General features: G+C 39.9%; 26 protein-coding genes. 11 read left to right on the top strand and 15 right to left on the bottom strand.

Annotated elements, in window-relative coordinates:
- The first annotated feature begins 3 nt into the window (after window positions 1-3).
- From FK178_RS06150 to FK178_RS06140, 3 genes are read left to right on the top strand one after another with little or no spacing between them, the layout of a single operon-like run.
- On the top strand, window positions 4-1,545 hold the full coding sequence (locus FK178_RS06150) for an acyl-CoA carboxylase subunit beta (RefSeq protein WP_146832225.1): 1,542 nt from the start codon (window positions 4-6) through the stop codon (window positions 1,543-1,545).
- 49 nt (window positions 1,546-1,594) lie between these two features.
- A complete protein-coding gene (locus tag FK178_RS06145; protein ID WP_146832222.1) occupies window positions 1,595-2,152 on the top strand; it encodes a YeeE/YedE family protein in 558 nt (185 codons plus the stop codon).
- A gap of 3 nt (window positions 2,153-2,155) precedes the next feature.
- Window positions 2,156-2,569, top strand: a complete 414-nt coding sequence (locus tag FK178_RS06140; RefSeq protein ID WP_146832219.1) for a YeeE/YedE family protein — start codon at window positions 2,156-2,158, stop codon at window positions 2,567-2,569.
- Here FK178_RS06140 and FK178_RS06135 read toward each other — a convergent pair.
- Window positions 2,566-3,195: a trimeric intracellular cation channel family protein gene (locus FK178_RS06135; RefSeq protein WP_146832217.1), complete on the bottom strand. Its 630-nt coding sequence runs from the start codon at window positions 3,193-3,195 to the stop codon at window positions 2,566-2,568. The genes FK178_RS06140 and FK178_RS06135 overlap by 4 nt on opposite strands.
- 171 nt (window positions 3,196-3,366) lie before the next feature.
- On the opposite strand from FK178_RS06135, the gene trxB reads away from it, so the two are divergent.
- A complete protein-coding gene (gene trxB / locus FK178_RS06130; protein ID WP_146832214.1) occupies window positions 3,367-4,344 on the top strand; it encodes a thioredoxin-disulfide reductase in 978 nt (325 codons plus the stop codon).
- A gap of 65 nt (window positions 4,345-4,409) precedes the next feature.
- Here trxB and FK178_RS06125 read toward each other — a convergent pair whose 3' ends face one another.
- The 5 genes from FK178_RS06125 to FK178_RS06105 are packed head-to-tail and all read right to left on the bottom strand — an operon-like array spanning window position 4,410 to window position 7,512.
- Complete coding sequence (locus tag FK178_RS06125; protein ID WP_146832211.1) at window positions 4,410-4,658, bottom strand: hypothetical protein; 249 nt, start codon at window positions 4,656-4,658, stop codon at window positions 4,410-4,412.
- A 44-nt stretch (window positions 4,659-4,702) separates the two neighbouring features.
- Complete coding sequence (locus FK178_RS06120) at window positions 4,703-4,903, bottom strand: hypothetical protein (protein ID WP_146832208.1); 201 nt, start codon at window positions 4,901-4,903, stop codon at window positions 4,703-4,705.
- A gap of 2 nt (window positions 4,904-4,905) precedes the next feature.
- A complete protein-coding gene (locus FK178_RS06115; protein ID WP_146832205.1) occupies window positions 4,906-6,657 on the bottom strand; it encodes a PspC domain-containing protein in 1,752 nt (583 codons plus the stop codon).
- Window positions 6,650-6,994: a PadR family transcriptional regulator gene (locus tag FK178_RS06110; protein WP_146832202.1), complete on the bottom strand. Its 345-nt coding sequence runs from the start codon at window positions 6,992-6,994 to the stop codon at window positions 6,650-6,652. Before FK178_RS06110 ends, FK178_RS06115 begins: the two co-directional genes overlap by 8 nt.
- On the bottom strand, window positions 6,991-7,512 hold the full coding sequence (locus FK178_RS06105; RefSeq protein WP_146832199.1) for a DUF4870 domain-containing protein: 522 nt from the start codon (window positions 7,510-7,512) through the stop codon (window positions 6,991-6,993). The genes FK178_RS06110 and FK178_RS06105 overlap by 4 nt, the downstream gene beginning before the upstream one ends.
- Window positions 7,513-7,657: 145 nt before the next feature.
- On the opposite strand from FK178_RS06105, the gene FK178_RS06100 reads away from it, so the two are divergent.
- The 3 genes from FK178_RS06100 to FK178_RS06090 all read left to right on the top strand — a co-directional run bounded on the left by FK178_RS06100 (window position 7,658) and on the right by FK178_RS06090 (window position 9,300).
- Complete coding sequence (locus FK178_RS06100) at window positions 7,658-8,113, top strand: DUF4442 domain-containing protein (RefSeq protein ID WP_146832196.1); 456 nt, start codon at window positions 7,658-7,660, stop codon at window positions 8,111-8,113.
- Window positions 8,114-8,174: 61 nt separating this feature from the next.
- Entirely contained in the window at window positions 8,175-8,975 is an 801-nt protein-coding gene (locus FK178_RS06095) for a TIGR00266 family protein (RefSeq protein WP_146832193.1), read from the top strand.
- A gap of 130 nt (window positions 8,976-9,105) precedes the next feature.
- Window positions 9,106-9,300, top strand: coding sequence for a hypothetical protein (locus tag FK178_RS06090; RefSeq protein WP_146832190.1), 195 nt, complete (start codon window positions 9,106-9,108; stop codon window positions 9,298-9,300).
- 49 nt (window positions 9,301-9,349) lie between these two features.
- Here FK178_RS06090 and FK178_RS06085 read toward each other — a convergent pair whose 3' ends face one another.
- The 7 genes from FK178_RS06085 to FK178_RS06055 all read right to left on the bottom strand — a co-directional run bounded on the left by FK178_RS06085 (window position 9,350) and on the right by FK178_RS06055 (window position 16,484).
- Complete coding sequence (locus FK178_RS06085) at window positions 9,350-10,294, bottom strand: hydrogen peroxide-inducible genes activator (protein WP_146832187.1); 945 nt, start codon at window positions 10,292-10,294, stop codon at window positions 9,350-9,352.
- Window positions 10,295-10,383: 89 nt separating this feature from the next.
- Window positions 10,384-11,712: a DUF58 domain-containing protein gene (locus FK178_RS06080; RefSeq protein ID WP_146832184.1), complete on the bottom strand. Its 1,329-nt coding sequence runs from the start codon at window positions 11,710-11,712 to the stop codon at window positions 10,384-10,386.
- A gap of 3 nt (window positions 11,713-11,715) precedes the next feature.
- The gene (locus FK178_RS06075; protein WP_146832181.1) at window positions 11,716-12,714 is read right to left on the bottom strand and encodes an AAA family ATPase; all 999 of its coding nucleotides are present in this window, start codon (window positions 12,712-12,714) and stop codon (window positions 11,716-11,718) included.
- Window positions 12,714-13,913, bottom strand: a complete 1,200-nt coding sequence (locus tag FK178_RS06070) for a DUF4350 domain-containing protein (protein ID WP_146832178.1) — start codon at window positions 13,911-13,913, stop codon at window positions 12,714-12,716. Before FK178_RS06070 ends, FK178_RS06075 begins: the two co-directional genes overlap by 1 nt.
- Window positions 13,903-14,667 (bottom strand): DUF4129 domain-containing protein, encoded by a 765-nt coding sequence (locus FK178_RS06065; protein ID WP_146832175.1) that lies wholly within the window; start codon window positions 14,665-14,667, stop codon window positions 13,903-13,905. The genes FK178_RS06070 and FK178_RS06065 overlap by 11 nt, the downstream gene beginning before the upstream one ends.
- 4 nt (window positions 14,668-14,671) lie before the next feature.
- Complete coding sequence (locus tag FK178_RS06060) at window positions 14,672-15,526, bottom strand: hypothetical protein (RefSeq protein ID WP_146832172.1); 855 nt, start codon at window positions 15,524-15,526, stop codon at window positions 14,672-14,674.
- Window positions 15,504-16,484 (bottom strand): stage II sporulation protein M, encoded by a 981-nt coding sequence (locus FK178_RS06055; RefSeq protein WP_146832169.1) that lies wholly within the window; start codon window positions 16,482-16,484, stop codon window positions 15,504-15,506. Before FK178_RS06055 ends, FK178_RS06060 begins: the two co-directional genes overlap by 23 nt.
- A 33-nt stretch (window positions 16,485-16,517) precedes the next feature.
- Between FK178_RS06055 and FK178_RS06050 the strand changes: the two genes are divergently transcribed.
- Window positions 16,518-17,231: an RDD family protein gene (locus tag FK178_RS06050; RefSeq protein WP_146832164.1), complete on the top strand. Its 714-nt coding sequence runs from the start codon at window positions 16,518-16,520 to the stop codon at window positions 17,229-17,231.
- Here FK178_RS06050 and FK178_RS06045 read toward each other — a convergent pair whose 3' ends face one another.
- Entirely contained in the window at window positions 17,232-17,978 is a 747-nt protein-coding gene (locus FK178_RS06045; RefSeq protein ID WP_146832161.1) for a peptidylprolyl isomerase, read from the bottom strand. It lies immediately after the preceding gene.
- Between FK178_RS06045 and FK178_RS06040 the strand changes: the two genes are divergently transcribed.
- The 3 genes from FK178_RS06040 to FK178_RS06035 all read left to right on the top strand — a co-directional run bounded on the left by FK178_RS06040 (window position 17,977) and on the right by FK178_RS06035 (window position 19,486).
- A complete protein-coding gene (locus FK178_RS06040) occupies window positions 17,977-18,393 on the top strand; it encodes an NUDIX hydrolase (protein WP_317130391.1) in 417 nt (138 codons plus the stop codon). The genes FK178_RS06045 and FK178_RS06040 overlap by 2 nt on opposite strands.
- Complete coding sequence (locus FK178_RS15855; protein WP_317130390.1) at window positions 18,381-18,617, top strand: NUDIX hydrolase; 237 nt, start codon at window positions 18,381-18,383, stop codon at window positions 18,615-18,617. The genes FK178_RS06040 and FK178_RS15855 overlap by 13 nt, the downstream gene beginning before the upstream one ends.
- A 65-nt stretch (window positions 18,618-18,682) precedes the next feature.
- Window positions 18,683-19,486, top strand: coding sequence for a lysophospholipid acyltransferase family protein (locus FK178_RS06035; protein WP_146832158.1), 804 nt, complete (start codon window positions 18,683-18,685; stop codon window positions 19,484-19,486).
- Between the two features lie 18 nt (window positions 19,487-19,504).
- Here FK178_RS06035 and FK178_RS06030 read toward each other — a convergent pair whose 3' ends face one another.
- A complete protein-coding gene (locus tag FK178_RS06030) occupies window positions 19,505-20,143 on the bottom strand; it encodes a hypothetical protein (protein WP_146832155.1) in 639 nt (212 codons plus the stop codon).
- Window positions 20,144-20,148: the final 5 nt, after the last annotated feature.

Here is a 20,148-nt window from a genome sequence, read left to right as displayed (position 1 = left end):
ATTATGAGCCAGAATATAGCTAAACTAGAGGAGAAGATCGCCAAAGCCCATTTGGGAGGAGGTGAGGCACGAATCGCGAAACAACACGAAAAAAAGAAACTTACCGCACGGGAGCGGGTGAATTACTTTCTTGATGAGGGCTCTTTTGAAGAGATTGGGATCCTTGTTACACACCGCACCACAGATTTTGGGATGGAAAATCAAAAATTCTACGGGGACGGGGTGATTACGGGTTATGGAACAGTAAATGGGAGGCTGATATACGTATTTGCCCAGGATTTTACGGTGTTTGGAGGAGCCCTCTCTGAAACTCATGCAGAAAAGATCTGCAAGGTGATGGACCACGCAATGAAGGTTGGGGCCCCGGTAATAGGATTAAACGATTCGGGAGGAGCCAGAATTCAGGAGGGAGTACGATCTTTGGGAGGTTATGCCGATATTTTTTACAGGAATGTTCAGGCATCTGGTGTGGTCCCTCAAATTTCTGCAATCATGGGGCCTTGCGCGGGAGGAGCAGTTTATTCCCCTGCGATGACAGATTTTACCATTATGGTACAGGATACCAGCTATATGTTTGTAACCGGCCCCAATGTGGTAAAAACAGTGACCAATGAGAACGTAACTTCAGAGGAGTTGGGTGGTGCAAGTACACATTCAACAAAATCGGGGGTTACCCATCTCACGGCTGTAAGTGATATTGCCTGCCTGGAGGACATTAAGAAATTACTGAGCTACCTGCCACAAAATAATAAAGAAACACCTGCTAAATTACCGTATACGTTAGGGGAAGAAATAAGGGAATCCTTGGAAAGTATTGTACCGGACAGTTCCAATAAGCCTTATGACATGCACGATGTGGTCAAGGGAATTATAGATGAAGACTCTTTCTTTGAGATCCATAAGGATTATGCAGATAATATTATTGTAGGATTTGCACGCCTTGGCGGAAGAAGCATTGGGATTGTGGCAAACCAGCCTATGAGCCTTGCAGGGGTATTGGATGTGGAATCTTCAAAAAAAGCAGCGCGTTTTACCCGTTTTTGTGATTGCTTCAATATTCCGCTGCTGGTTTTGGTAGATGTACCCGGCTTTTTACCGGGAACAGATCAGGAATGGAACGGCATCATTCTTCACGGCGCCAAACTCTTGTATGCTTTAAGCGAAGCAACGGTACCCAGGGTTACGGTAATTACCAGAAAAGCTTATGGAGGTGCTTATGATGTGATGAATTCCAAACATATTGGAGCCGACCTGAATTTCGCCTGGCCTACTGCTGAAATTGCCGTTATGGGGGCAAAAGGAGCCAGTGAGATCATTTTTAGGAAAGAGATCATGGAAGCTACAGACCCTGAGTTGAAACTTTCAGAAAAAGAAGCAGAGTATGCTGAAAAATTTGCCACTCCTTTTGAAGCTGCGCAACGCGGCTTTATTGATGAGGTGATCAAGCCAAAGGATACAAGGCGAAAATTGCTCAAGGCGTTTAGCATGCTGGAGAATAAAAAAGTACAGCGGCCCGATAGAAAACATGGGAATATACCGCTCTAAGGTTTAAACCCTATTCTAAAAATTTAAAGCAACAAACAAATTATCAATTATGGAAATGATCTATGAACCCTGGCCCTGGTATGTTTCCGGACCGTTGATTGCCCTTATAATGTTTCTTCTCATATTTATTGGGAAGTCTTTTGGGATGTCCTCCAATCTAAGGACTATGTGCACCTTATGTGGGGCAGACAAGGTTGCCGATTTCTTTGATTTCAACTGGATTGAACATCGCTGGAACCTTATTGTAGTGGTGGGAGCGGTCATTGGTGGGTTTCTTGGGGCACACGTGTTATCAAATGATCCAGCGGTTGCCATTAATCCTGATACAGTTGCAATCCTGAACGAACTTGGATTTTCCAGTGCCGGAAATGAATATCTACCGGATGAACTTTACAGCCTGGATGCCCTGACCGATGTTAAGGCAATAGCTATCCTGCTTATTGGCGGTTTGTTAATTGGCTTCGGGGCCCGTTATGCAGGGGGTTGTACTTCCGGACATGCAATCTCAGGCCTAAGTAATTTACAATTACCTTCTTTAATAGCTGTTACAGGGTTTTTCCTGGGAGGCTTATTTATGATTCACGTTTTATTTCCCTTTATATTTTAGATCATGAGAACATTTTTATATTTAATAATTGGAATATTTTTCGGGATAGTGATGTACAAATCTGAAGCCGCGTCCTGGTTCCGGATCTATGAAATGTTCCAGTTTCAATCCTTTCATATGTATGGGATCATGGGCTCTGCAGTACTACTGGGTGCAACCGGTATCTGGTTGATAAAAAAGTTTAATATGAAATCTGTCTTTGGAGATCCTATAGAGTTTACTCCAAAAGAGAAGGGTTTTACGAGATATATGGCCGGAGGGCTGTTGTTCGGGTTAGGCTGGGCACTGGCAGGCGCATGTCCCGGGCCTATATATACCTTAATAGGAGCCGGGTACTTTCCAATTCTAATTGTTTTTATAGGGGCCTTGCTTGGCACATTTTTATACGGCGTATTGAGAAAAAAATTGCCCCATTAAACATCACTTTTTTCCTCATGAAGCCTGTAAGTTGGTAGTGAAATATGGTATTTAACCACTACAAGTCTTATGGAGATTATAATAAGAGAGGTGACAATGTAAATAACATCTGTATTTACGTTGAAGTTATTTAAGATGATAAAAACCAGGCCGCCTGTAAGTGATGCTGTTGCATAGATCTCTTTTCTGAAGATCACAGGAATTTCTGCACATAAAATATCACGCAGTACCCCGCCAAAAGTTCCGGTCATAGCACCCAGGGTTATGCAAACAATCGGATCAAGATCATTTTGTAGTCCAATTTCCACTCCGGTAATGGTAAAAACCCCCAAACCAATAGTATCAAAAAGGAATAGGGAAGTTTTAAGGTAATTGATCTTATTCCTGAAAATTATGGAGAGGATGGTTACTCCCCCTATAAAATAAATATAGATGGTATTTAACATCCAGGTAGGGGTTGCGCCAATAAGAATATCCCGAAGTGTCCCCCCTCCAATAGAAGTTACGAAAGCAATAATAAAAATTCCGAATAGGTCAAGTTTTCGGTTCATAGCCGCCAATGCGCCCGAAATGGCAAAAGCCACGGTGCCAAGCAGGTCTAAAACATTAAATAGTGAAAAGTCCATTTGGGAACCAAAGTTACTTTTAAAAAAGGAATTAATTAAATTCCTTCCTGATGCCTTTAGTTTATAAACCCTTTATCCTCTTAAAATATTTCAGAAAATTAAATCTTGCGATTATTTTCTAGAGGATTTTAACTAAAGTCCTTACTTTTACAATACTTAAAAATTTCTGAAATGACAGACAAGATAGAAAGAATAAAATGCCTTATAATAGGATCTGGACCCGCGGGATATACCGCAGCTATTTATGCCGCCCGTGCAGATATGCACCCTGTGATGTATACAGGAATGGAACCGGGTGGCCAGTTGACTACCACTACTGAAGTTGACAACTTTCCCGGTTATCCTGAAGGAATTGATGGGCCATCCATGATGGTTGATCTTCAAAAACAGGCTGAAAGATTTGGAACCCAGGTACGAATAGGAATGGTAACCGAAGTAAAATTAAGCAAAGAACTGGGTGGGATTCATAAGGCCTGTATAGATAACGCAAATTGGGTAGAAGCCGAAACTATAATAATTTCTACCGGAGCTACTGCTAAATATTTAGGATTGCCAAGTGAACAACGCTTAAGGGGTGGGGGAGTATCTGCCTGTGCAGTGTGCGACGGATTTTTCTATAAGAATCAGGAGGTAGCTATAGTTGGTGGGGGTGATACCGCGGCCGAGGAAGCTACCTATCTTGCCAATATTTGTAAAAAAGTTACTATGTTGGTAAGAGGAGATGAAATGAGAGCTTCCAAAGCTATGCAGCACAGGGTAACAAATACAGGCAATATTGATCTTCGCTATAATACCGAGGTTGATGAGGTGTTGGGAGAGCAGGTGGTAGAAGGTTTGAGAATGATAAACAGCAAAACCGGGGAAAAAGAAACCATTGAGATAACAGGATTATTCATTGCAATAGGCCATAAGCCAAATACCGAAATATTTAAAGGTCATCTGGATATGGATGATATGGGATATCTTATTACGAAAGGGAAATCTACCAAGACGAACCTTCCGGGGGTATTTGCATCAGGAGATGTTCAGGATAAGGAATACCGCCAGGCTATAACAGCCGCAGGGACCGGATGTATGGCTGCCCTTGATGCTGAAAGATATTTAAGCACTATTGAAAAAACCGAGGAGAAGGAAATTACCGCTCAATAGGTTTTAAAAATTTTTATAAATAAAAAAGTCCCTGAATAGGGACTTTTTTTGTGAGTGGATAATTTCTAGTTATCGTCGTTATCAATTTTTACTTTTTCCTTGTATTCGCCGTCATCATCGGTTTTGATCTTTACCTTTTTATCATCGGTTTTGATCTTCACTTTTGAGCCATCCTCACTTACTTTCACCTCTGCTCCTGCTTCTGTGCGCAGGTCATCATTGTTTACATCATCGGCTTCGTTGGTTTCACGACACGCGATAACTGAAATGCTAATGGCCATTAAAAGCAAACCTGTTTTAAAAAATCTTTTCATAATCATTAATTTTAAAGAGTTAGAGAGGCTAATATATCATATTTTCAGGAAGCAGAGGAGGAATTTATGTATTCCCATGAAATAACCTCCTTGCCACAGTTGACCTCGGGGGTGAACAATCTACCCTGTGCACATTTTTTCTCTATCTGAATTCCTGTAATCTCCATTGGAGTGGATTGCTCCATTTCAAGGGAACCAAACATTCCAATTATAGCGGCTATGATTGTTTTTATCAAGGCTGTCATGATTAGGTTTTTTGAATTGCAACGCCATTTTTGTTAATTCTAATCTTATCAGAATTTCTGTTATTGATCTGAATTCCGTTTTCGTCTAGCCTCACTTTTACTTCTCCAGAAATGCTGTCCGTTTCCCATCCATTTTCTTCAATTGGATCTTCCGTATCTTCCTCCCAGGAATCATTGTTCCAGTCACCATCTTCTTCTTCACAATCCTCACAGGTGTAACCGTTTTCAATGATCTTCAAATATTTACCTTCGGTGTTGTAGTTGAGTATATTTCCGTAATAATCTGAGGAACGATGGAAATTTGAGATATTGCTGTCAGCATATAAAGTTGCACCTTCCGGCAGGTAAATTACTACCCGAACTTCCTGCTCCCTGTAATGATTTTGCAAGGGAGAAGTAAGAAAGGAATCAAGATATAATTTCCCGTTGTTAAAGGTGGTATTATAAGTTATACTTTCAGCCCTGTCCCTGGCATCGCGGAAGTCACTTCCATCGGCCATTTTAATTATCTCCATTCTTCCCAAAGAATCTTTGGTAGATTTTATTACCAGCCTTACATCTGTGGCATACATCACCTTATTGTCATTCTCATCATATTTAATGGAAACACCCCCTCTGCGTATGCCAGAGGTATACTTAGGGTTGGATTGCATGGCCAGATATAAAGTATCTGTAGCAGTTACAGGTAATGTTTCAGTAATTACCACTTCCCCATCAAAAGCGCGTTGTGTTGCCTGTTGAATTCCAATAACGGCCAGTCCTATTACAGACAATAACCAAAGGCCAAGTAATACCAGTTTCGCCGGGGTGCCTATAGTTTTCAGGTTCTTTACCAGGATTTTTAACCCCAGGATGAACAGGAAAAAGAACGGGATACCAATGGCAAAGAAAGCCAGTAGTGAAAGCAACCACAAAGGTGCTCCAATTGCTGTCATTTCAATATAATCTGTCCAGGGAGCGTCAATTAAACCAAACGTTCCCATAGTAAACAGTCCTATGAACAATCCAATAAGGGTTGTACCTGCGATAAGAAGGATAAGGACCCCTATAAGTTTCACAAAGATATTTAGCAAAAATAAGATCCCGGAACCTACACCTTTAGCCGCAGAGGTTGCTCCGGACCTGGCCTGATTTCCGTATTTCTCATAATCCACATTTTTCATTCTTCCTGAAACATTTTCAAATTCCTCTCTTATCTTTCTTTCGATATTGGAAATATTCACCTCTTCCCCCCGCATGGAAAGCTTATCTGCAGTGGTTTTGGCTTCCGGTACAAAGATCCATAGGGCGATATAAATAAGGATGAAAGCCCCACTGGATGCCAGCGTAAGAATTATCCAAAGGATCCTTACCCAAATAGGAGCAATTCCAAGGTAATGGCCTAATCCTGAAGATACCCCACCTACATAAGAATGCTCGGTATCGCGAAAAAGTTGTTTGCCGGTAGATCTGGTCTTATTATACACAGGTTCGTCTTCAAAGATCTCCTCATCCAGCATATAATCCTCGGGCTGCCCAAGTACCGCTATGACTTCGTCTACTTCCTTGGATCCAATTACCTGGCGGTCTGTCTTTATCTTCTCATTGAAAAGCTCGGCAATACGTGCTTCAATGTCGGCAATAATTTCATCCTGACCCTGGGTATTGGTTAAAGAGCGCTTTATTGCATCAAGATAATGTTGCAATTTTGTATAAGCGTTCTCATCAATATGAAAGAAAACGCCTGCAAGATTTATATTTACTGTCTTATTCATGATTCTTATTTTTTTGGATGGTTACTTTGGTTACAGCTGTTTGTAATTCTTCCCAGGTGTAAGTGAGTTCTTTTAAAAATTCTCTTCCGGTATCGGTTAAACCGTAATATTTACGAGGTGGCCCGCCGGTGGATTCTTCCCATCTGTAATGGAGTAATCCTGCGTTCTTTAATCTGGTAAGTAAAGGATAAATGGTACCTTCTACTACGAGTAGTTTTGCATCTTTGAGCGTGTCAAGGATCTCTGCCACATATGCATCATTATCTCTTAGGACAGAGAGGATGCAATATTCCAGCACGCCTTTACGCATCTGTGCCTTGGTGTTTTCAATCTTCATAGCGTTTGTTTTTGGGTGTTGTTAAACTGATCATTTTTTGATTGATGAATGCCAACCGGAGTTGGAGTGATGAAATTGATTGTTAATGGATATTTATAGGTTTTTCCCTCACTGGCTTTTATCGCAGCATTGATGACTGCTACAATTTCCAATATAAAGAGTGTAAGGAGAAGTAGTCCTGTTATTCCTACTATTGTAATTAGTGGCATGGCCCTAAGCGGGTGGAGGCTAAAATTTTCTTCTCTAAAAAAAGAAGGATCAGCGGCAGCTATATCAAATCCCATTATAACTACTCCGGCTATTCCCGCACATACCAGGAATACGAAGTAGAGAAATATACTTATTTGAAAATTCAGCGCCTGTTTTCCATGGCTATCTACAAAAGGATCATTCTTCTTTGCAGTCCATAATATCAACGGAATAATAAAATTTCCGAAGGGAATGAAGTATTTTGAAAATGCCGAAACATGTATTAAGGAGGCTACTGTTTTGTCCGGTTGTAAGCTTAAAGTTTCCATGATGATTGATGATTTATAATACAAATATATATCTTAAAGACAGTATTATGCAAAACAAAGTACTGTTATTTTCAAACCTTAAGAAAAATTTAACATTTCGCTATGTTGCATATTTTAGATACTTTTAGAAAAATTCAATTAAAAAATGAAATTAACACCGGGAAAACTCAATAAATATTTAATGATAAAACTACCCAGCGCCTGGCTTACGGGCGTAAGGGTTATAAGTATAGACAATGAGAAATGCCTGGTAGGGGTACGGCACAGGTGGATCAATCAAAATCCTTTTAATTCCATGTATTTTGCGGTTCAGGCAATGGCTGCCGAGTTAAGTACCGGGGCATTGGTGATGACGCATATTCAAAACAGCGGTAAAAAAATATCGATGCTAGTAGCTCAGAATAAATCTGTATTTATTAAAAAGGCCACAGGCAGGATTCAATTTATCTGCAATGAAGGACATTTGATCTCCGGGGCCATAGAACAGGCTTTAACTACCGGTGAGGGCCAGACTTTCTGGATGCGGTCCAGGGGAATTGATGAAGATGGGGTGGAAGTTTCCACTTTTGATTTTGAGTGGACCATAAAAGCCAAAGGATAATTAGAATCAAGCAGGGGGATGTACTATTCTCCCGGGTAAATATCAACCTTAAAAAAATAATATGAATTCACATGAAATAGATTACCAGATCTTCGGGGAAGAAATGCAATATGTTGAACTGGAGCTTGACCCCAAAGAGGCTGTTATAGCTGAAGCCGGAAATTTTATGATGATGGAAAACGGCATTAAAATGAATACCATTTTTGGAGATGGTTCCTCCCAACATGAAGGATTCCTGGGGAAGGTCCTGGGCGCGGGCAAGCGCCTTCTTACAGGAGAGAGCCTTTTTATGACAATTTTTTCCAACGAGGTACAGGGAAAAAAGAAAGTGAGTTTTGCGTCTCCTTATCCCGGGAAGATCATTCCCCTCGACCTCACACAGTATGGCGGAAAATTTATTTGCCAGAAGGACGCTTTTCTTTGTGCTGCAAAAGGGGTTTCTATTGGTATTGAATTCAGCCGTAAACTCGGCCGCGGATTTTTTGGAGGTGAAGGTTTTATTATGCAAAAAATTGAAGGCGACGGGATGGCGTTTGTTCATGCGGGAGGCACCATGGCAAGAAAGGAATTGCAAGCCGGTGAAAAACTAAATGTTGATACCGGCTGTATAATAGGGTTTACGAAAGATATAAATTACGACATAGAATTTGTGGGCGGTATCAAAAACTCCCTTTTTGGCGGAGAAGGCTTGTTCTTTGCGACTTTAACAGGACCGGGAATTGTTTATGTACAATCCCTGCCTTTTAGCAGGTTGGCAAATCGGGTATGGCAGGCGGCACCTCAGGGCTGGGGGAAAGATAAAGGAGAAGGCAGCATTCTCGGTGGCCTTGGAGATGTTATAAGCGGGGACAGGAGATTCTAAATGTTAAAGTGATTAGAGGAAATTGACAATCTTAATATATTTGCTTATATTTAGTCAGATTAATTTTTCTGCCTATTAACAATTCTACAATTTTCAACTTAGTAGCAACCCTAAAAATAATCTTCAAATTATGGCGAGAGCGATGTTTGAATACACCAAAACAATACTTGACAAAGTTAGTTTTGATGCAGTATTGTTCTGTAAAGAAGTAAAAAAAGCGCTTACCAGATTATTGCCTCACGAGATTGAGGAATTAAAGATCTGGATCGTCTCCCTTACAAAGCAGAACCCCGAATTAAATCAGTGTCTAATTTATTTAAACTAAAATAAAAAGCGGCCCTTGGGCCGCTTTTATTTTTTAGATGATGTCCACCTTATTTCCTGTTGGGTACGGGGCTTATAATTTTTACATTTTGGTAGGCGATTGCCCCTTTTACCACCCCGGCAATTGTTTTGCGCAATGCTTCTATGATCTGGATCTTCAATTCACTCTTATTGAAAATAAGGCTCACTTCCCTTGCAGGCACCGGATCTTTAAACATTTTTAATTTGGATTTATCCCTTTCTTTCACGTCAAGGGTATGCAGGTATGGCAACAAGGTCATTCCCAGACCTTCGTTAGATAATTTGATAAGGGTTTCAAAACTTCCGCTTTCCAGTTGAAAATTATCCCCTTCATAATTTCTTGAGGCCTTGCAAAGGTTAAGAATCCCATCTTTGAAACAATGGCCATCTTCCAGCAATAGCATATCATCAACATCCAGGGATTCTACTTCCAGTTTGTCATTTTTTGAAAGCCTATGTCCCTCGGGAATGTAAGCTACAAAAGGTTCATAATATAAAACCTGTTCCTTAATACCGGGTAGCTCCAGCGGAGTGGCAGCAATGGCTGCATCCAGATGCCCCTCCTTTAATTTCTCAATTATGGCTTCGGTATTTAATTCCTCGATCTTTAATTTGACCTTGGGATACTTTTTTATGAAGTTGGTAAGAAACATGGGTAATAAAGTAGGCATAATGGTGGGAATGACTCCCAACCGGAATTCTCCTCCAATAAAGCCTTTTTGTTGATCTACTATATCCTGGATCCTTTCACTTTCATTCACAATATTCCGGGCCTGGTTCACTATTTTCCTGCCGGTTTCGGTTAACTGGATGGGCTTTTTGCTGCGATCAAATATCTGGATATCCAACTCATCTTCCAGTTTCTGGATTTGCATGCTCAATGTAGGCTGGGTAACAAAAACCTTTTGGGCAGCTTTAGTAAAATTTTGATGTTCGGCAACAGCCAGGACATATTGTAATTGAGTAATTGTCATATCATGGATTAAGAGACGTATACAAAGGTATTGTTTTTTTCTATTACAAAATAAGATAAACTATTATTTGCTTATAGTTTAAAAGTAGTTTAAAGCAAGCCGCGAGCCTTGATCTCGAGGTATTTATTTATAGTGTTAACCGAGAGGTCTCCGGGTTTGGAAAGTATGGTTTGAATCCCATTTTGCTGAAGTTTCTTTGCCATCAACCTTTTTTCATAGGAAATATCCCTTGCAATTGTTTGGTGGGCCATTTGTGAGATCGTTTCTGCCGGCCGCCGGATCACTTTTTCAAGTTCAGAATTTTCAAAGAATATTACGACCAATACATGCTGCCTGGCAATGGCCTTTAAATAACCTAAATTCCGGTCCAGGGCATTCATATGCTCAAAATTGGTGAAAAGCAGCAACAGGCTGCGGTGGTTGATGCGGCGTTTTACCCAGGTATAAAGTAAACCAAAATCTGAATCAAGAAAATCTGTTTTTATATTATACAGGCTTTCCAGCATAGCATTAAGATGGGTTTTCTTGGCAATTGCCGGCAAAAGATTACCCATTTCATTTGAAAAGGATACAAATCCTACCTTATCTTTTTTCTGTAAAGCAACATTGGCAAAGGCCAGCGTGGTATTAATAGAATAATCGAGTAAACTAAGGCCTTCAAACGGCATCTTCATAACCCTGCCTTTATCTATTATTAAATAAATGGGCTGTGCCTTTTCCTCCTGATACTGGTTTACCATTAAACCCGATTGTTTTGCGGTTGCCTTCCAATTGATACTACGCACATCATCTCCCGCAACATATTCCTTTATCTGTTCAAATTCCTGTGTGTGGCCCAACCTTCTTATCCTTTTTAATCCCGGTTGTTTAAGTCGGTTATCAATTGCCATAAAATCATACTGCCGCATCTGTATAAAGGAGGGGTACACCTTTACACTTTGATCCTGGTCAAAAACAAGCCTTTTTTTTACCAGGCGCAAAGGGGAACTTATAAAAATATTTAGTTTACCAAAATAGTATTCCCCGCGCTCAACCGGCCTAAGGCTATACTCAAATTGTTTTTTTTGACCCGGGAGAGCAGTCATTTTCTGTAAAAAATCTCTTTTTTGAAATTGTACAGGGAGCTCATCTATTATTTCTACTCCTATTTTAAAATTAAAATTATTCCTTATATCAATGGTGATGGGGTTTTGATCTGAATTTGAGAGTTTATCGGGTACATTTCTTTTTGCTGTTATTCCCTTTTTACTGAAAAGAGTTATAAGATCAACCCCAATAAGTATAAGAAGGAAGACTGCAAGTAACCAAGCGGGAATATATAGTACCGGAAACCAATAAGAAAACAGGAAGATCATGGCAAGTGAAAAAACTGCCACAAAAACCCGTTGATGAAAATAGACCGCTCTAATCCCTGTCATGTATTACCGCGGAATTTCAATTGTGTTGGAAATTACCTCTATTACATTCTCCCGGGTAAGCCCTTCCATTTCTTTCTCCGGGGCCAGGATCACACGGTGCGCAAGTACCGGTACCAATACCTTTTTTATATCTTCGGGAATAACAAAGTCCCTGCCCTGAATAGCTGCCATTGCTTTAGAAGCATTCATCACCGCTATCGTAGCACGTGGGGAAGCTCCCAGGTATAGATGAGGATGATTTCGCGTCTTAATTACAAGTTGAGCAATATAGGTGAGAAGTTTTTCTTCTACCAGCACTTCTCCTATCTGATGTTGCAGAGATAATAATTTTTCAGGACTAATTACCGGTTGAATATTATCCTCAGGAAGGCTGCTTTTTCTCTGATGGTGAGATTGGAGAATTCTCACTTCCTCTTCTGGCGTGGGATAATCCACTTTAATTTTGAATAAAAACCGGTCCAGCTGGGCTTCGGGTAACTCATAAGTGCCTTCCTGTTCAATAGGGTTTTGGGTGGCCAGCACCATAAAAGGAGGGGTCATTGGATATTTGTTTCCATCTATGGTGATCTGTCTTTCTTCCATCACTTCAAACAGGGCAGCCTGGGTCTTTGCCGGTGCCCGGTTGATCTCATCAATAAGAATAATATTTGAAAATATGGGGCCTGCCTTAAATTCAAAATCGGAGATTTTTGAGTTAAATACTGATGTTCCCAGTACGTCCCCCGGCATAAGATCTGGGGTGAACTGGATCCTGCTAAAACCTGTGTCCAGCGTTTTTGCAAACAACCTTGCGGTGATTGTCTTTGCAACCCCCGGAACTCCCTCAATTAAAACATGCCCGTTCGCCAGCAAGCCGGTGATCAAAAGTTCAATAAAATTATCCTGGCCTATTATCACCTTTCCTAACTGTTCCTTTAAACTTTCTACAGCTTGTTGCAGCTCTTCCAGCGGGATACGGGTGTTAAAATTTATTTCAGGGTTTTGCGGAGCTTCGTTTTCCATTATGTTGATTTGTTATAAGAATTGATGGCGTAGTTTAGGGCCACCAAATCATTTTTTGAAATTACATTTTTGTTTGAAATGTTTTGAAACATTTCAAAAAGTGTTTCTGTGTCTTCCAGGGAATTATTGCTTTTTTCAGCCAGGTCCGGGTAAAAATCCCCGGGAGAACGGGTAGTGTCAATTCTGTAGGCTTTACGAATGTGGTCATAAAAATGATCAATACTCTTCTGCGCAAGTTCTTTATATTGATCCTGCTCCAGGTAAAGGTTGGCGATGGTCCTGGAATATTCATACGTTTGATTTTTAAGCGGTTCAATTACCGGAACTGCCCTTTGCTTTCTTTTTCCCTCAAAAATTATGAACAGCAGTACCCCCAAGAGGGTGAAATAATAGGCCCATTTCAAGGTTTTGCTGCGCATTATAACAAACACGGGGGAGGTATAAAAGGTTTTACCGGTTTTATAATACCGGTCCCAGTAGATGGTTGAATTGGGTTCCAGGTAAGCGAGCACATCCCTGGAATATTTATAGCCTGTTCCTGAAAGCATAAAATAATTGCTGAAAGCCTGCGGCAATGTATGCATGTAGAGGGTGCCTTTTCCGTGATTGGCCTTCAGGAAATTGGGCAAAGCCGTTGTGGGTTCCTTAAAATCTTTAATGTTTGCCACCCCAAGAATGGTATGGGTAAGGGTATCGATCCTGCTGAAATAAATGAGTGGTATTTCCTGCTCATATAAATAATTTTCTGGTTGCTTCAGGTCAGGATGCACCAGGTTGAAACGGGGGCGGGAGCTTAGATCTCTGCCCGGGATGCGGATGGCAGTTTTTAAACCCAGGGTATCGAGCAAGTTTTCGCTAAAATTTCCTGCAGAAAGAAAAGCAGTATTTCCCGCTTCCACCCAGATTAATAATTTTTTAATTTCAGCATCATCAAAACTCAGGTAATTATTAAGGAAAAAATAGGTGCCGGCCTCCGCCTTCGGTAGAAATTCAAAGGGTGGAATATCTATATTCTGAATATCGCCGGGAGTGGAATTTTTCCAGGACTCATAGAAGACATAGGTTCCCAGGGGGATCTTGTCTGTTTCAAGATAACTGTTGTTCCAGTTCACCGGTTCGGGTTCAGATGCTTCCAGGTAGGTTAATAATAAAACCAGTAACAGCATTGCCCCCAAAGCTATCTTTACACTATTTTTCATCTGCAGCCCGGTTTAGTGATGTTTCTATGCTTCGGAAATAATCCTGGGCCATTGCAAATTCTTTTTCAGAAACAGGAAAATTCCCATACCATATGAAATCGTAAATTCTCATAATCCGCTTTAGAGGACTGCGGAGGGTGTCGTCTTTCAGTTCTGCCAGGTATTCGGTATCTGTTTTCTGAAATTCATAATGGATCAATTTCTTATGGTGCAACAACTTCAGTAATTTAAGGTAATAATACCTTATTGCAAGCCTGTAATCTCCGGCCGCAATAGCTGCTTCAATCAGGGAAGAAAGATCAGCCGACTGGACCAGCTTTTCATCTTCAGTAAAATATACCGCCGCGGTTTCAGTTTTCCCCAGCAATGATGGCCCGGGATTGAGCCTTATAAACAACCAGATAATAAGGCCAATTACGGTTCCTATTATAAGATATGGCAGTAGCATAAGAAAGAACGCCAGCCATGAGTTTGCTTCATAATCCCCAAATAGCCAATTTATCAATTGCGCGTACTTTAGTTCTAACCACCTTTTAAATTTAGTCCACCAACTGTCTGTCCCTATTTCGGTTAAATAATTAAAAGCTTTGTCACTTTTATATTGCGCTATTTTTTCTTCATCAAAATTTAAAGGAGCAAGGGAGCTGGAGGTATCAAATTTTACTTCAGGCCCGGGGCCGGGCAGGGAATCCTGTGCCCCGTATGAAACAACGGTGCATAATACTATTACAAGGTATAACAGGAATTTGCCCATATTGCTATTCGCCCAATTTGTCTATAGTCTCATAAGTTCCCGTAAGGTTCTTATGTTCATTTAAATTAAAATAAATAAAAGCCAGGCCAATAATACTAATGGTTGAAAGTAAATACTGGATTACCGTAGAGAGGACATTCAGGGTAATAAATATCCAGTCTGAATACGAAGCGGGATCTGCCATGGATCCTTCCTGAGCCATAGTAAGTGTTTTAACTACCGTATAAATAATGAGCGGTACCTGGAACACCAAACCAATAAAATAAACCAGGATCCAGATAACTAAAAGGCTTACAAAGGTGATCCACCAATTGTCCTTTATAAGGGTAAAGCTATATGAAATAGCCTCTGAAACGCTGTAATTTTTAAAGACAAGTATAGATCCTGCAAGTGCCAAAGGCACCATAAGATAGATCCCGGGTAAAATGAGCAGCATCATACCGGCAATAATTAGAATTGCAGAGATAACGGAAAGCAGGATTAGGTTAAAGAAATCCTTTTGAACCCCATTTTTTACATCGGTTTCATTCATCTGCCCGTAATTGGAAATATAATTTTTAATATAGTGTAATATGGTTCCATAAAGCGCGGCATAGAACAATAGCATTGCCGCCAGCATTAGTAGAATGGAAATTACAAAATTACTCCCGCCAGAGGTAAGCGCTTCTATAGGATTTCCCGCAACGGAATAAGTATAATACGCCACAGCCAGAATAAGCAAAATGAAAAAGGGCCCTACTATTTTATAGATCAATTGAAATAGGGGCTTATAATTCTCACGAATAAATTTAAAGGTGATATTGATAATATCTCCTAATTCGCGTTGTTTTTTAAATTCAATAAACCAGTTGTTTTCCATTGGTATTTAATTTCTTATTCAGGTGGATTGGATAATATACGTAATAAAGTAAAATGCTTAAGAGGGAAATTCCTATAATAGTTATCGCCAGCCAGTCTGGCATTTGGGTTTGCCTCGTTACAAAACCTTCCAGGAATCCGGCAATTATAAAGAAGGGAATGGTGCTTAAAACTATCTTCAACCCATTTTTAACTCCTTTTATAAAGGAAGCCAAACGCGTATAGGTTTGCGGAAACAAAATACTTTTCCCAACCACAAGTCCAGCACATCCTGCAATAATGATCACAGATATCTCTATTGTACCGTGAATCCAGATTGTTCTTGCCGATTCCCATAACATTCCATTCTCGAAGAAAAAATATTGAAATGCCCCCAACATAATCGCATTTTGCATAAGGACATAGACGGTACCAACACCGGCCAGAATTCCCAGGGTGTAGGCCATCAATGCCACCCTTATGTTATTAACCGTAATTCCCAGAAACATGTCTACCTCTCCCATTTGTTTATATACTGCCATAGGATCCTGATTGGCGATATTTTCAAGGGTCATATTTATATAGGCATCTCCCAGGATTGCCCTTACAAAAACACCTTCACTGGAAGCAGAAAAAACTCCCACTGCAATAAAGAGCGAAAAAATAATAAAACTTAACAGGAGTTGTTTTTGAAACCGGAAAAACATCAACGGGAAATCAAAAGCATAGAATCTCCAGAATACATTTCCAGGTTCTTTCTTGTTGGTGTAGATCTTTTGATGGGCTGTTGCCGCCAGGCCATTTAGATAAGTGGTCGTATTGCTGCCAGGATAAAATGTTTTGGCATAGCTAAGATCATCTGTTACTTCAAGATACATAGAAGTAATGGTCGCGGGGGCAATGGATCTTTTATTGTTAAGAAGCTGTTCGAATTGTGTCCATTTATTCTTATTTTGCTTCACGAAAGCAGCCTCGCGCATAGGATCCGGTTATTTTATCAAAGAAACGTATTAATGGATAATTTTCAAATAGAAACAGCTCAAAATATAGGCATTCATCAAAATGTAGCAGGAATAGGAGACAGGATCCTGGCATTTTTAATAGACGGGTTGATCCTGGTTGGATATGCCATCCTTGCCTCCTTCGCAATTGCCGGCCTGGGACTTGATGGGGGCCAGCAATGGGTGTATTATCTTATTATAGGACTTCCGGTATTTATGTATTATCTGGTTTGGGAAACCTTTAATAATGGAAGAACCCCGGGTAAAGCTGCTCTAAACATACGGGTGGTACGACTTGACGGATCCAGGCCTGCATTTAGCCAATATATAATCAGGTGGTTATTGCGCTTAATAGACATTAGCCTGAGTAGTGGGGGAGTTGCCCTGGTAACCATTTTGCTAAACGGGAAGGGACAGCGATTGGGAGATATGGCTGCCGGCACGGCCGTGATCTCTGAAAGAAATAAAATGCAGTTATCTCAAACCCTGCATATGGATATTCCGGAAAATTATGTGCCAACTTATTCTCAGGTAACTATCTTAAAGGACCGTGATATTCAAAAGATTAAAAAAATATATTACAACGCCCGCAGAAATGGCTATCATAACGTAATAGTTACACTGGCAGATAAAGTAGCCGTACTCCTGGAAGTGAAGCCTGTAGAGCGACCTTTGGATTTTATAGACAGGGTGTTAAAGGACTATAATTATTATACCCAAAAATAATTAGTCAATAATTTCCATTTTTATATGAATGTTGCGGTGTGGCCATTCACCTTCTCCAACTTCCTGTTCAGCTATTACATCTACAACGTCCATTCCTTTGGTAACCCTGCCAAAAACGGTGTGGTCATTGTCCAGGTGGTGAGCCCCCCTGTTGCTTTGTACAATAAAGAATTCATAAGGAGAAGAAGCTTTACTCACATTTTGTTCGGCATATTTGGCGGCAGAGAAAGCTCCCCTGGAATGTTTATGGCCTGTATCAAATTCTCCAGGGATAAGATAATTTCCGTTTTCATTTCTCTTTTGGCTGGTCACCCTGTTATCTGAATTTCCGCCTTGTATCACAAAACCCTTTGCTACACGGTGGAAGAATGTATTGTTAAAATATCCCTTTTTTACTAAATAAATAAAGTTTGCCCTGTGCAATGGAGTATCATTATAAAGTAATACTTCTATTTCACCAAAACGGGTAATGATCTTCACCCTGTTTTCCTTATTTTCCTTGCCATATTGGGTTAAAAAAGGAATAAGTTCTTCCTGTACCAGGGTTTTACCTTCATCGGTTTTGGTTTCTATTTTTCGCGAAGGATCCTTTGTGGTATTTACAGCTTTATCAGGAATAGAATCTGTACCCGAAATCGCGGTGGTTGGGGTGTGCTGTGTGGTATTTTTACTGGACTTTTCCGTATCTTCACAACTTGCGAAAACGAGAAAAAGGAAATAAAATATAGAAGCGAAATATCTTCCCATGGATTTTAATGAATTTAAATATAAGGTATCAAATTTACCAAATTTACCGCTACCGGGGGAGGAAGCCCAGCATAAATTGGCTCCTGTTTTAAGGATACAGGAATTGGAACAAATAGATTTTTCTACCAAAAACTCCAATAAAGCAGGGGTTATGGCTGTTTTTTATCCAGATGTAAAACAAATGACCCATCTGGTGTTAATCCTTAGAAAAACCTATCGGGGTGTACATTCTAACCAGGTGGGGTTTCCGGGAGGAAGACTCGAGGTATATGATAAAAATCTCAAACATACAGCTTTAAGGGAAACAGAGGAAGAAGTGGGAATATCCAGGAGTGAAGTGAAAGTTATTAAAAAACTCACTAAATTATACATTCCCCCAGCGATTTTTGGGTACATCCTTATATGGGACTTATAGATAAAACCCCGATTTTAAAGCCCCAGGAAAGTGAAGTAGAACAGATCCTGGAAGTGAACCTGGATCATTTTCTGGATGATAATAATTTGATAACACAAAAACTAAGCACCTCTTATGCCGAAGAGATCGAAGTGCCGGCTTATTTTTTAAACGGCCATGTGGTGTGGGGAGCCACTGCCATGATGCTTAGCGAATTAAAGGATTTGCTGAAGGAGGTCCTGTAAAGGCCATTTTGCTATATTTGCGCCCTGTTTAATTAAACCGAATGATATAAAATTACTATGGAAATATGGGATTATTAAAGAAAAACCCGTTTGGTCATTACCTTATTCTTAAGAAATGGCTTATCCGAATTTTTGGGGTACTTACCCACAGAAGGTTCCATGGTTTTAATGAACTTAAGATAGAAGGTTCTGAAATTATTAAGGATTTGCCGGATACCAATGTTCTGTTCGTATCTAACCATCAAACTTATTTTGCAGATGTTACGGCCATGTTCCATGTTTTTAATGCCAGCCTGAGCGGAAGGGTAGATTCCATTAAAAATGTTGGTTACATCTGGCAGCCCAAAATGAATATATATTATGTTGCCGCAAAGGAAACAATGAAAGCGGGATTGCTTACACGAATAATGGCTTATGCCGGGGCCATAAGTGTTGAACGCACCTGGAGGGATAAAGGAAAAGATGTACAACGCGAGATAAATTTAAATGATACTGAAAACATTGCCATCGCATTAAAAGACGGATGGGTAATTACATTTCCACAGGGCACAACAAAACCATTTAAGCCCATAAGAAAAGGAACTGCCCATATTATCAAAAATCACCGTCCCATAGTAATTCCCGTAGTTATAGATGGCTTTAGAAGGTCCTTTGATAAAAAGGGATTACGTATAAAGAAAAGAGGAATTTTGCAATCTTTCCAGATCAAACCTCCACTGGATATTGATTACGATCATGAAAGTATTGAGGAAATTGTACAAAAACTTGAATACGCTATAGAGCAGCATCCTTCTTTCTTAAAAGTTATTCCAAGAGAAGAACTTGATGCCATGGAGGAGCTCAACAAAACCAGGAAATGGGAATACTAAAGTCCCTCATATCCCTTTTTACATTTCCAGTTTCTTTAATTCTCTGTAATTCTTATTAAGCCTGCGTAATAATATACCATAGATAAGACGGTAGAATAACCAGATAATCCCCAGGACTAATATTAGGATTAAAACCATCACCCCTATAAAAATAGCCCATTGGGCGGGGGAGAATGTATATTTCTCTATTTCAGCAACCTCTGTATTTAATGCATGATAATAGAAAGTAAAATAAGTCACTATTAAAAATACTATTGCTGTGCTTATAAGTACAAAAGCAATATAATATTTCACAGTTTTCCGCGTATTCAGGATATTCTCCATAAGGGAAGAAACATTATCTGTAGCCGATATCTTTATATAATTTCTGTAAAATTTATAAATAAAGAAGAAGGTTATACCATAGCTTATGATATAGGAAATAATGGTAAATTCCTTTAGATGAAGCCGGTCCAGTTCTAACCAATAATCTTTGTCTGCCAGGAACAGGGTGATTACAGACCAAAATAGAAACTCGATGATACTTATCACAAAGATCCATTTCACAATAGAGGAAGATTTTTTCCAGATCATATTGTAGATCTGGTCATAGCTAAGGCGGGGATAATTATCCTCCTGCCTCTGCCAGTCCTTTTTTAATAGTTCTAATTCATCCATAGCGC

The organism is Antarcticibacterium arcticum, from assembly GCF_007993795.1.
Taxonomy (GTDB): Bacteria; Bacteroidota; Bacteroidia; order Flavobacteriales; family Flavobacteriaceae; genus Gillisia; species Gillisia arctica.
The sequence above is the reverse complement of the archived record's forward strand: the minus strand, read 5'-3'. Positions and strand labels throughout refer to the sequence as shown.

Excerpts from the sequence above, each read along its gene's own strand:
- FK178_RS06090 (WP_146832190.1), top strand. The coding sequence starts at position 9,106 with ATGGCGAGAGCGATGTTTGAATACACCAAAACAATACTTGACAAAGTT.
- FK178_RS06125 (WP_146832211.1), bottom strand. The coding sequence starts at position 4,658 with ATGAAAAGATTTTTTAAAACAGGTTTGCTTTTAATGGCCATTAGCATT.
- FK178_RS06075 (WP_146832181.1), bottom strand. The coding sequence starts at position 12,714 with ATGGAAAACGAAGCTCCGCAAAACCCTGAAATAAATTTTAACACCCGT.
- FK178_RS06100 (WP_146832196.1), top strand. The coding sequence starts at position 7,658 with ATGAAATTAACACCGGGAAAACTCAATAAATATTTAATGATAAAACTA.
- FK178_RS06050 (WP_146832164.1), top strand. The coding sequence starts at position 16,518 with ATGGATAATTTTCAAATAGAAACAGCTCAAAATATAGGCATTCATCAA.
- FK178_RS06080 (WP_146832184.1), bottom strand. The coding sequence starts at position 11,712 with ATGACAGGGATTAGAGCGGTCTATTTTCATCAACGGGTTTTTGTGGCA.
- FK178_RS06135 (WP_146832217.1), bottom strand. The coding sequence starts at position 3,195 with ATGGACTTTTCACTATTTAATGTTTTAGACCTGCTTGGCACCGTGGCT.
- FK178_RS06095 (WP_146832193.1), top strand. The coding sequence starts at position 8,175 with ATGAATTCACATGAAATAGATTACCAGATCTTCGGGGAAGAAATGCAA.
- FK178_RS06030 (WP_146832155.1), bottom strand. The coding sequence starts at position 20,143 with ATGGATGAATTAGAACTATTAAAAAAGGACTGGCAGAGGCAGGAGGAT.
- FK178_RS06115 (WP_146832205.1), bottom strand. The coding sequence starts at position 6,657 with ATGAATAAGACAGTAAATATAAATCTTGCAGGCGTTTTCTTTCATATT.
- FK178_RS06150 (WP_146832225.1), top strand. The coding sequence starts at position 4 with ATGAGCCAGAATATAGCTAAACTAGAGGAGAAGATCGCCAAAGCCCAT.
- trxB (WP_146832214.1), top strand. The coding sequence starts at position 3,367 with ATGACAGACAAGATAGAAAGAATAAAATGCCTTATAATAGGATCTGGA.
- FK178_RS06140 (WP_146832219.1), top strand. The coding sequence starts at position 2,156 with ATGAGAACATTTTTATATTTAATAATTGGAATATTTTTCGGGATAGTG.
- FK178_RS06070 (WP_146832178.1), bottom strand. The coding sequence starts at position 13,913 with ATGAAAAATAGTGTAAAGATAGCTTTGGGGGCAATGCTGTTACTGGTT.
- FK178_RS06145 (WP_146832222.1), top strand. The coding sequence starts at position 1,595 with ATGGAAATGATCTATGAACCCTGGCCCTGGTATGTTTCCGGACCGTTG.
- FK178_RS06085 (WP_146832187.1), bottom strand. The coding sequence starts at position 10,294 with ATGACAATTACTCAATTACAATATGTCCTGGCTGTTGCCGAACATCAA.
- FK178_RS06110 (WP_146832202.1), bottom strand. The coding sequence starts at position 6,994 with ATGAAGATTGAAAACACCAAGGCACAGATGCGTAAAGGCGTGCTGGAA.
- FK178_RS15855 (WP_317130390.1), top strand. The coding sequence starts at position 18,381 with ATGGGACTTATAGATAAAACCCCGATTTTAAAGCCCCAGGAAAGTGAA.
- FK178_RS06120 (WP_146832208.1), bottom strand. The coding sequence starts at position 4,903 with ATGACAGCCTTGATAAAAACAATCATAGCCGCTATAATTGGAATGTTT.
- FK178_RS06105 (WP_146832199.1), bottom strand. The coding sequence starts at position 7,512 with ATGGAAACTTTAAGCTTACAACCGGACAAAACAGTAGCCTCCTTAATA.
- FK178_RS06040 (WP_317130391.1), top strand. The coding sequence starts at position 17,977 with ATGGATTTTAATGAATTTAAATATAAGGTATCAAATTTACCAAATTTA.
- FK178_RS06055 (WP_146832169.1), bottom strand. The coding sequence starts at position 16,484 with ATGCGCGAGGCTGCTTTCGTGAAGCAAAATAAGAATAAATGGACACAA.
- FK178_RS06060 (WP_146832172.1), bottom strand. The coding sequence starts at position 15,526 with ATGGAAAACAACTGGTTTATTGAATTTAAAAAACAACGCGAATTAGGA.
- FK178_RS06035 (WP_146832158.1), top strand. The coding sequence starts at position 18,683 with ATGGGATTATTAAAGAAAAACCCGTTTGGTCATTACCTTATTCTTAAG.
- FK178_RS06045 (WP_146832161.1), bottom strand. The coding sequence starts at position 17,978 with ATGGGAAGATATTTCGCTTCTATATTTTATTTCCTTTTTCTCGTTTTC.
- FK178_RS06065 (WP_146832175.1), bottom strand. The coding sequence starts at position 14,667 with ATGGGCAAATTCCTGTTATACCTTGTAATAGTATTATGCACCGTTGTT.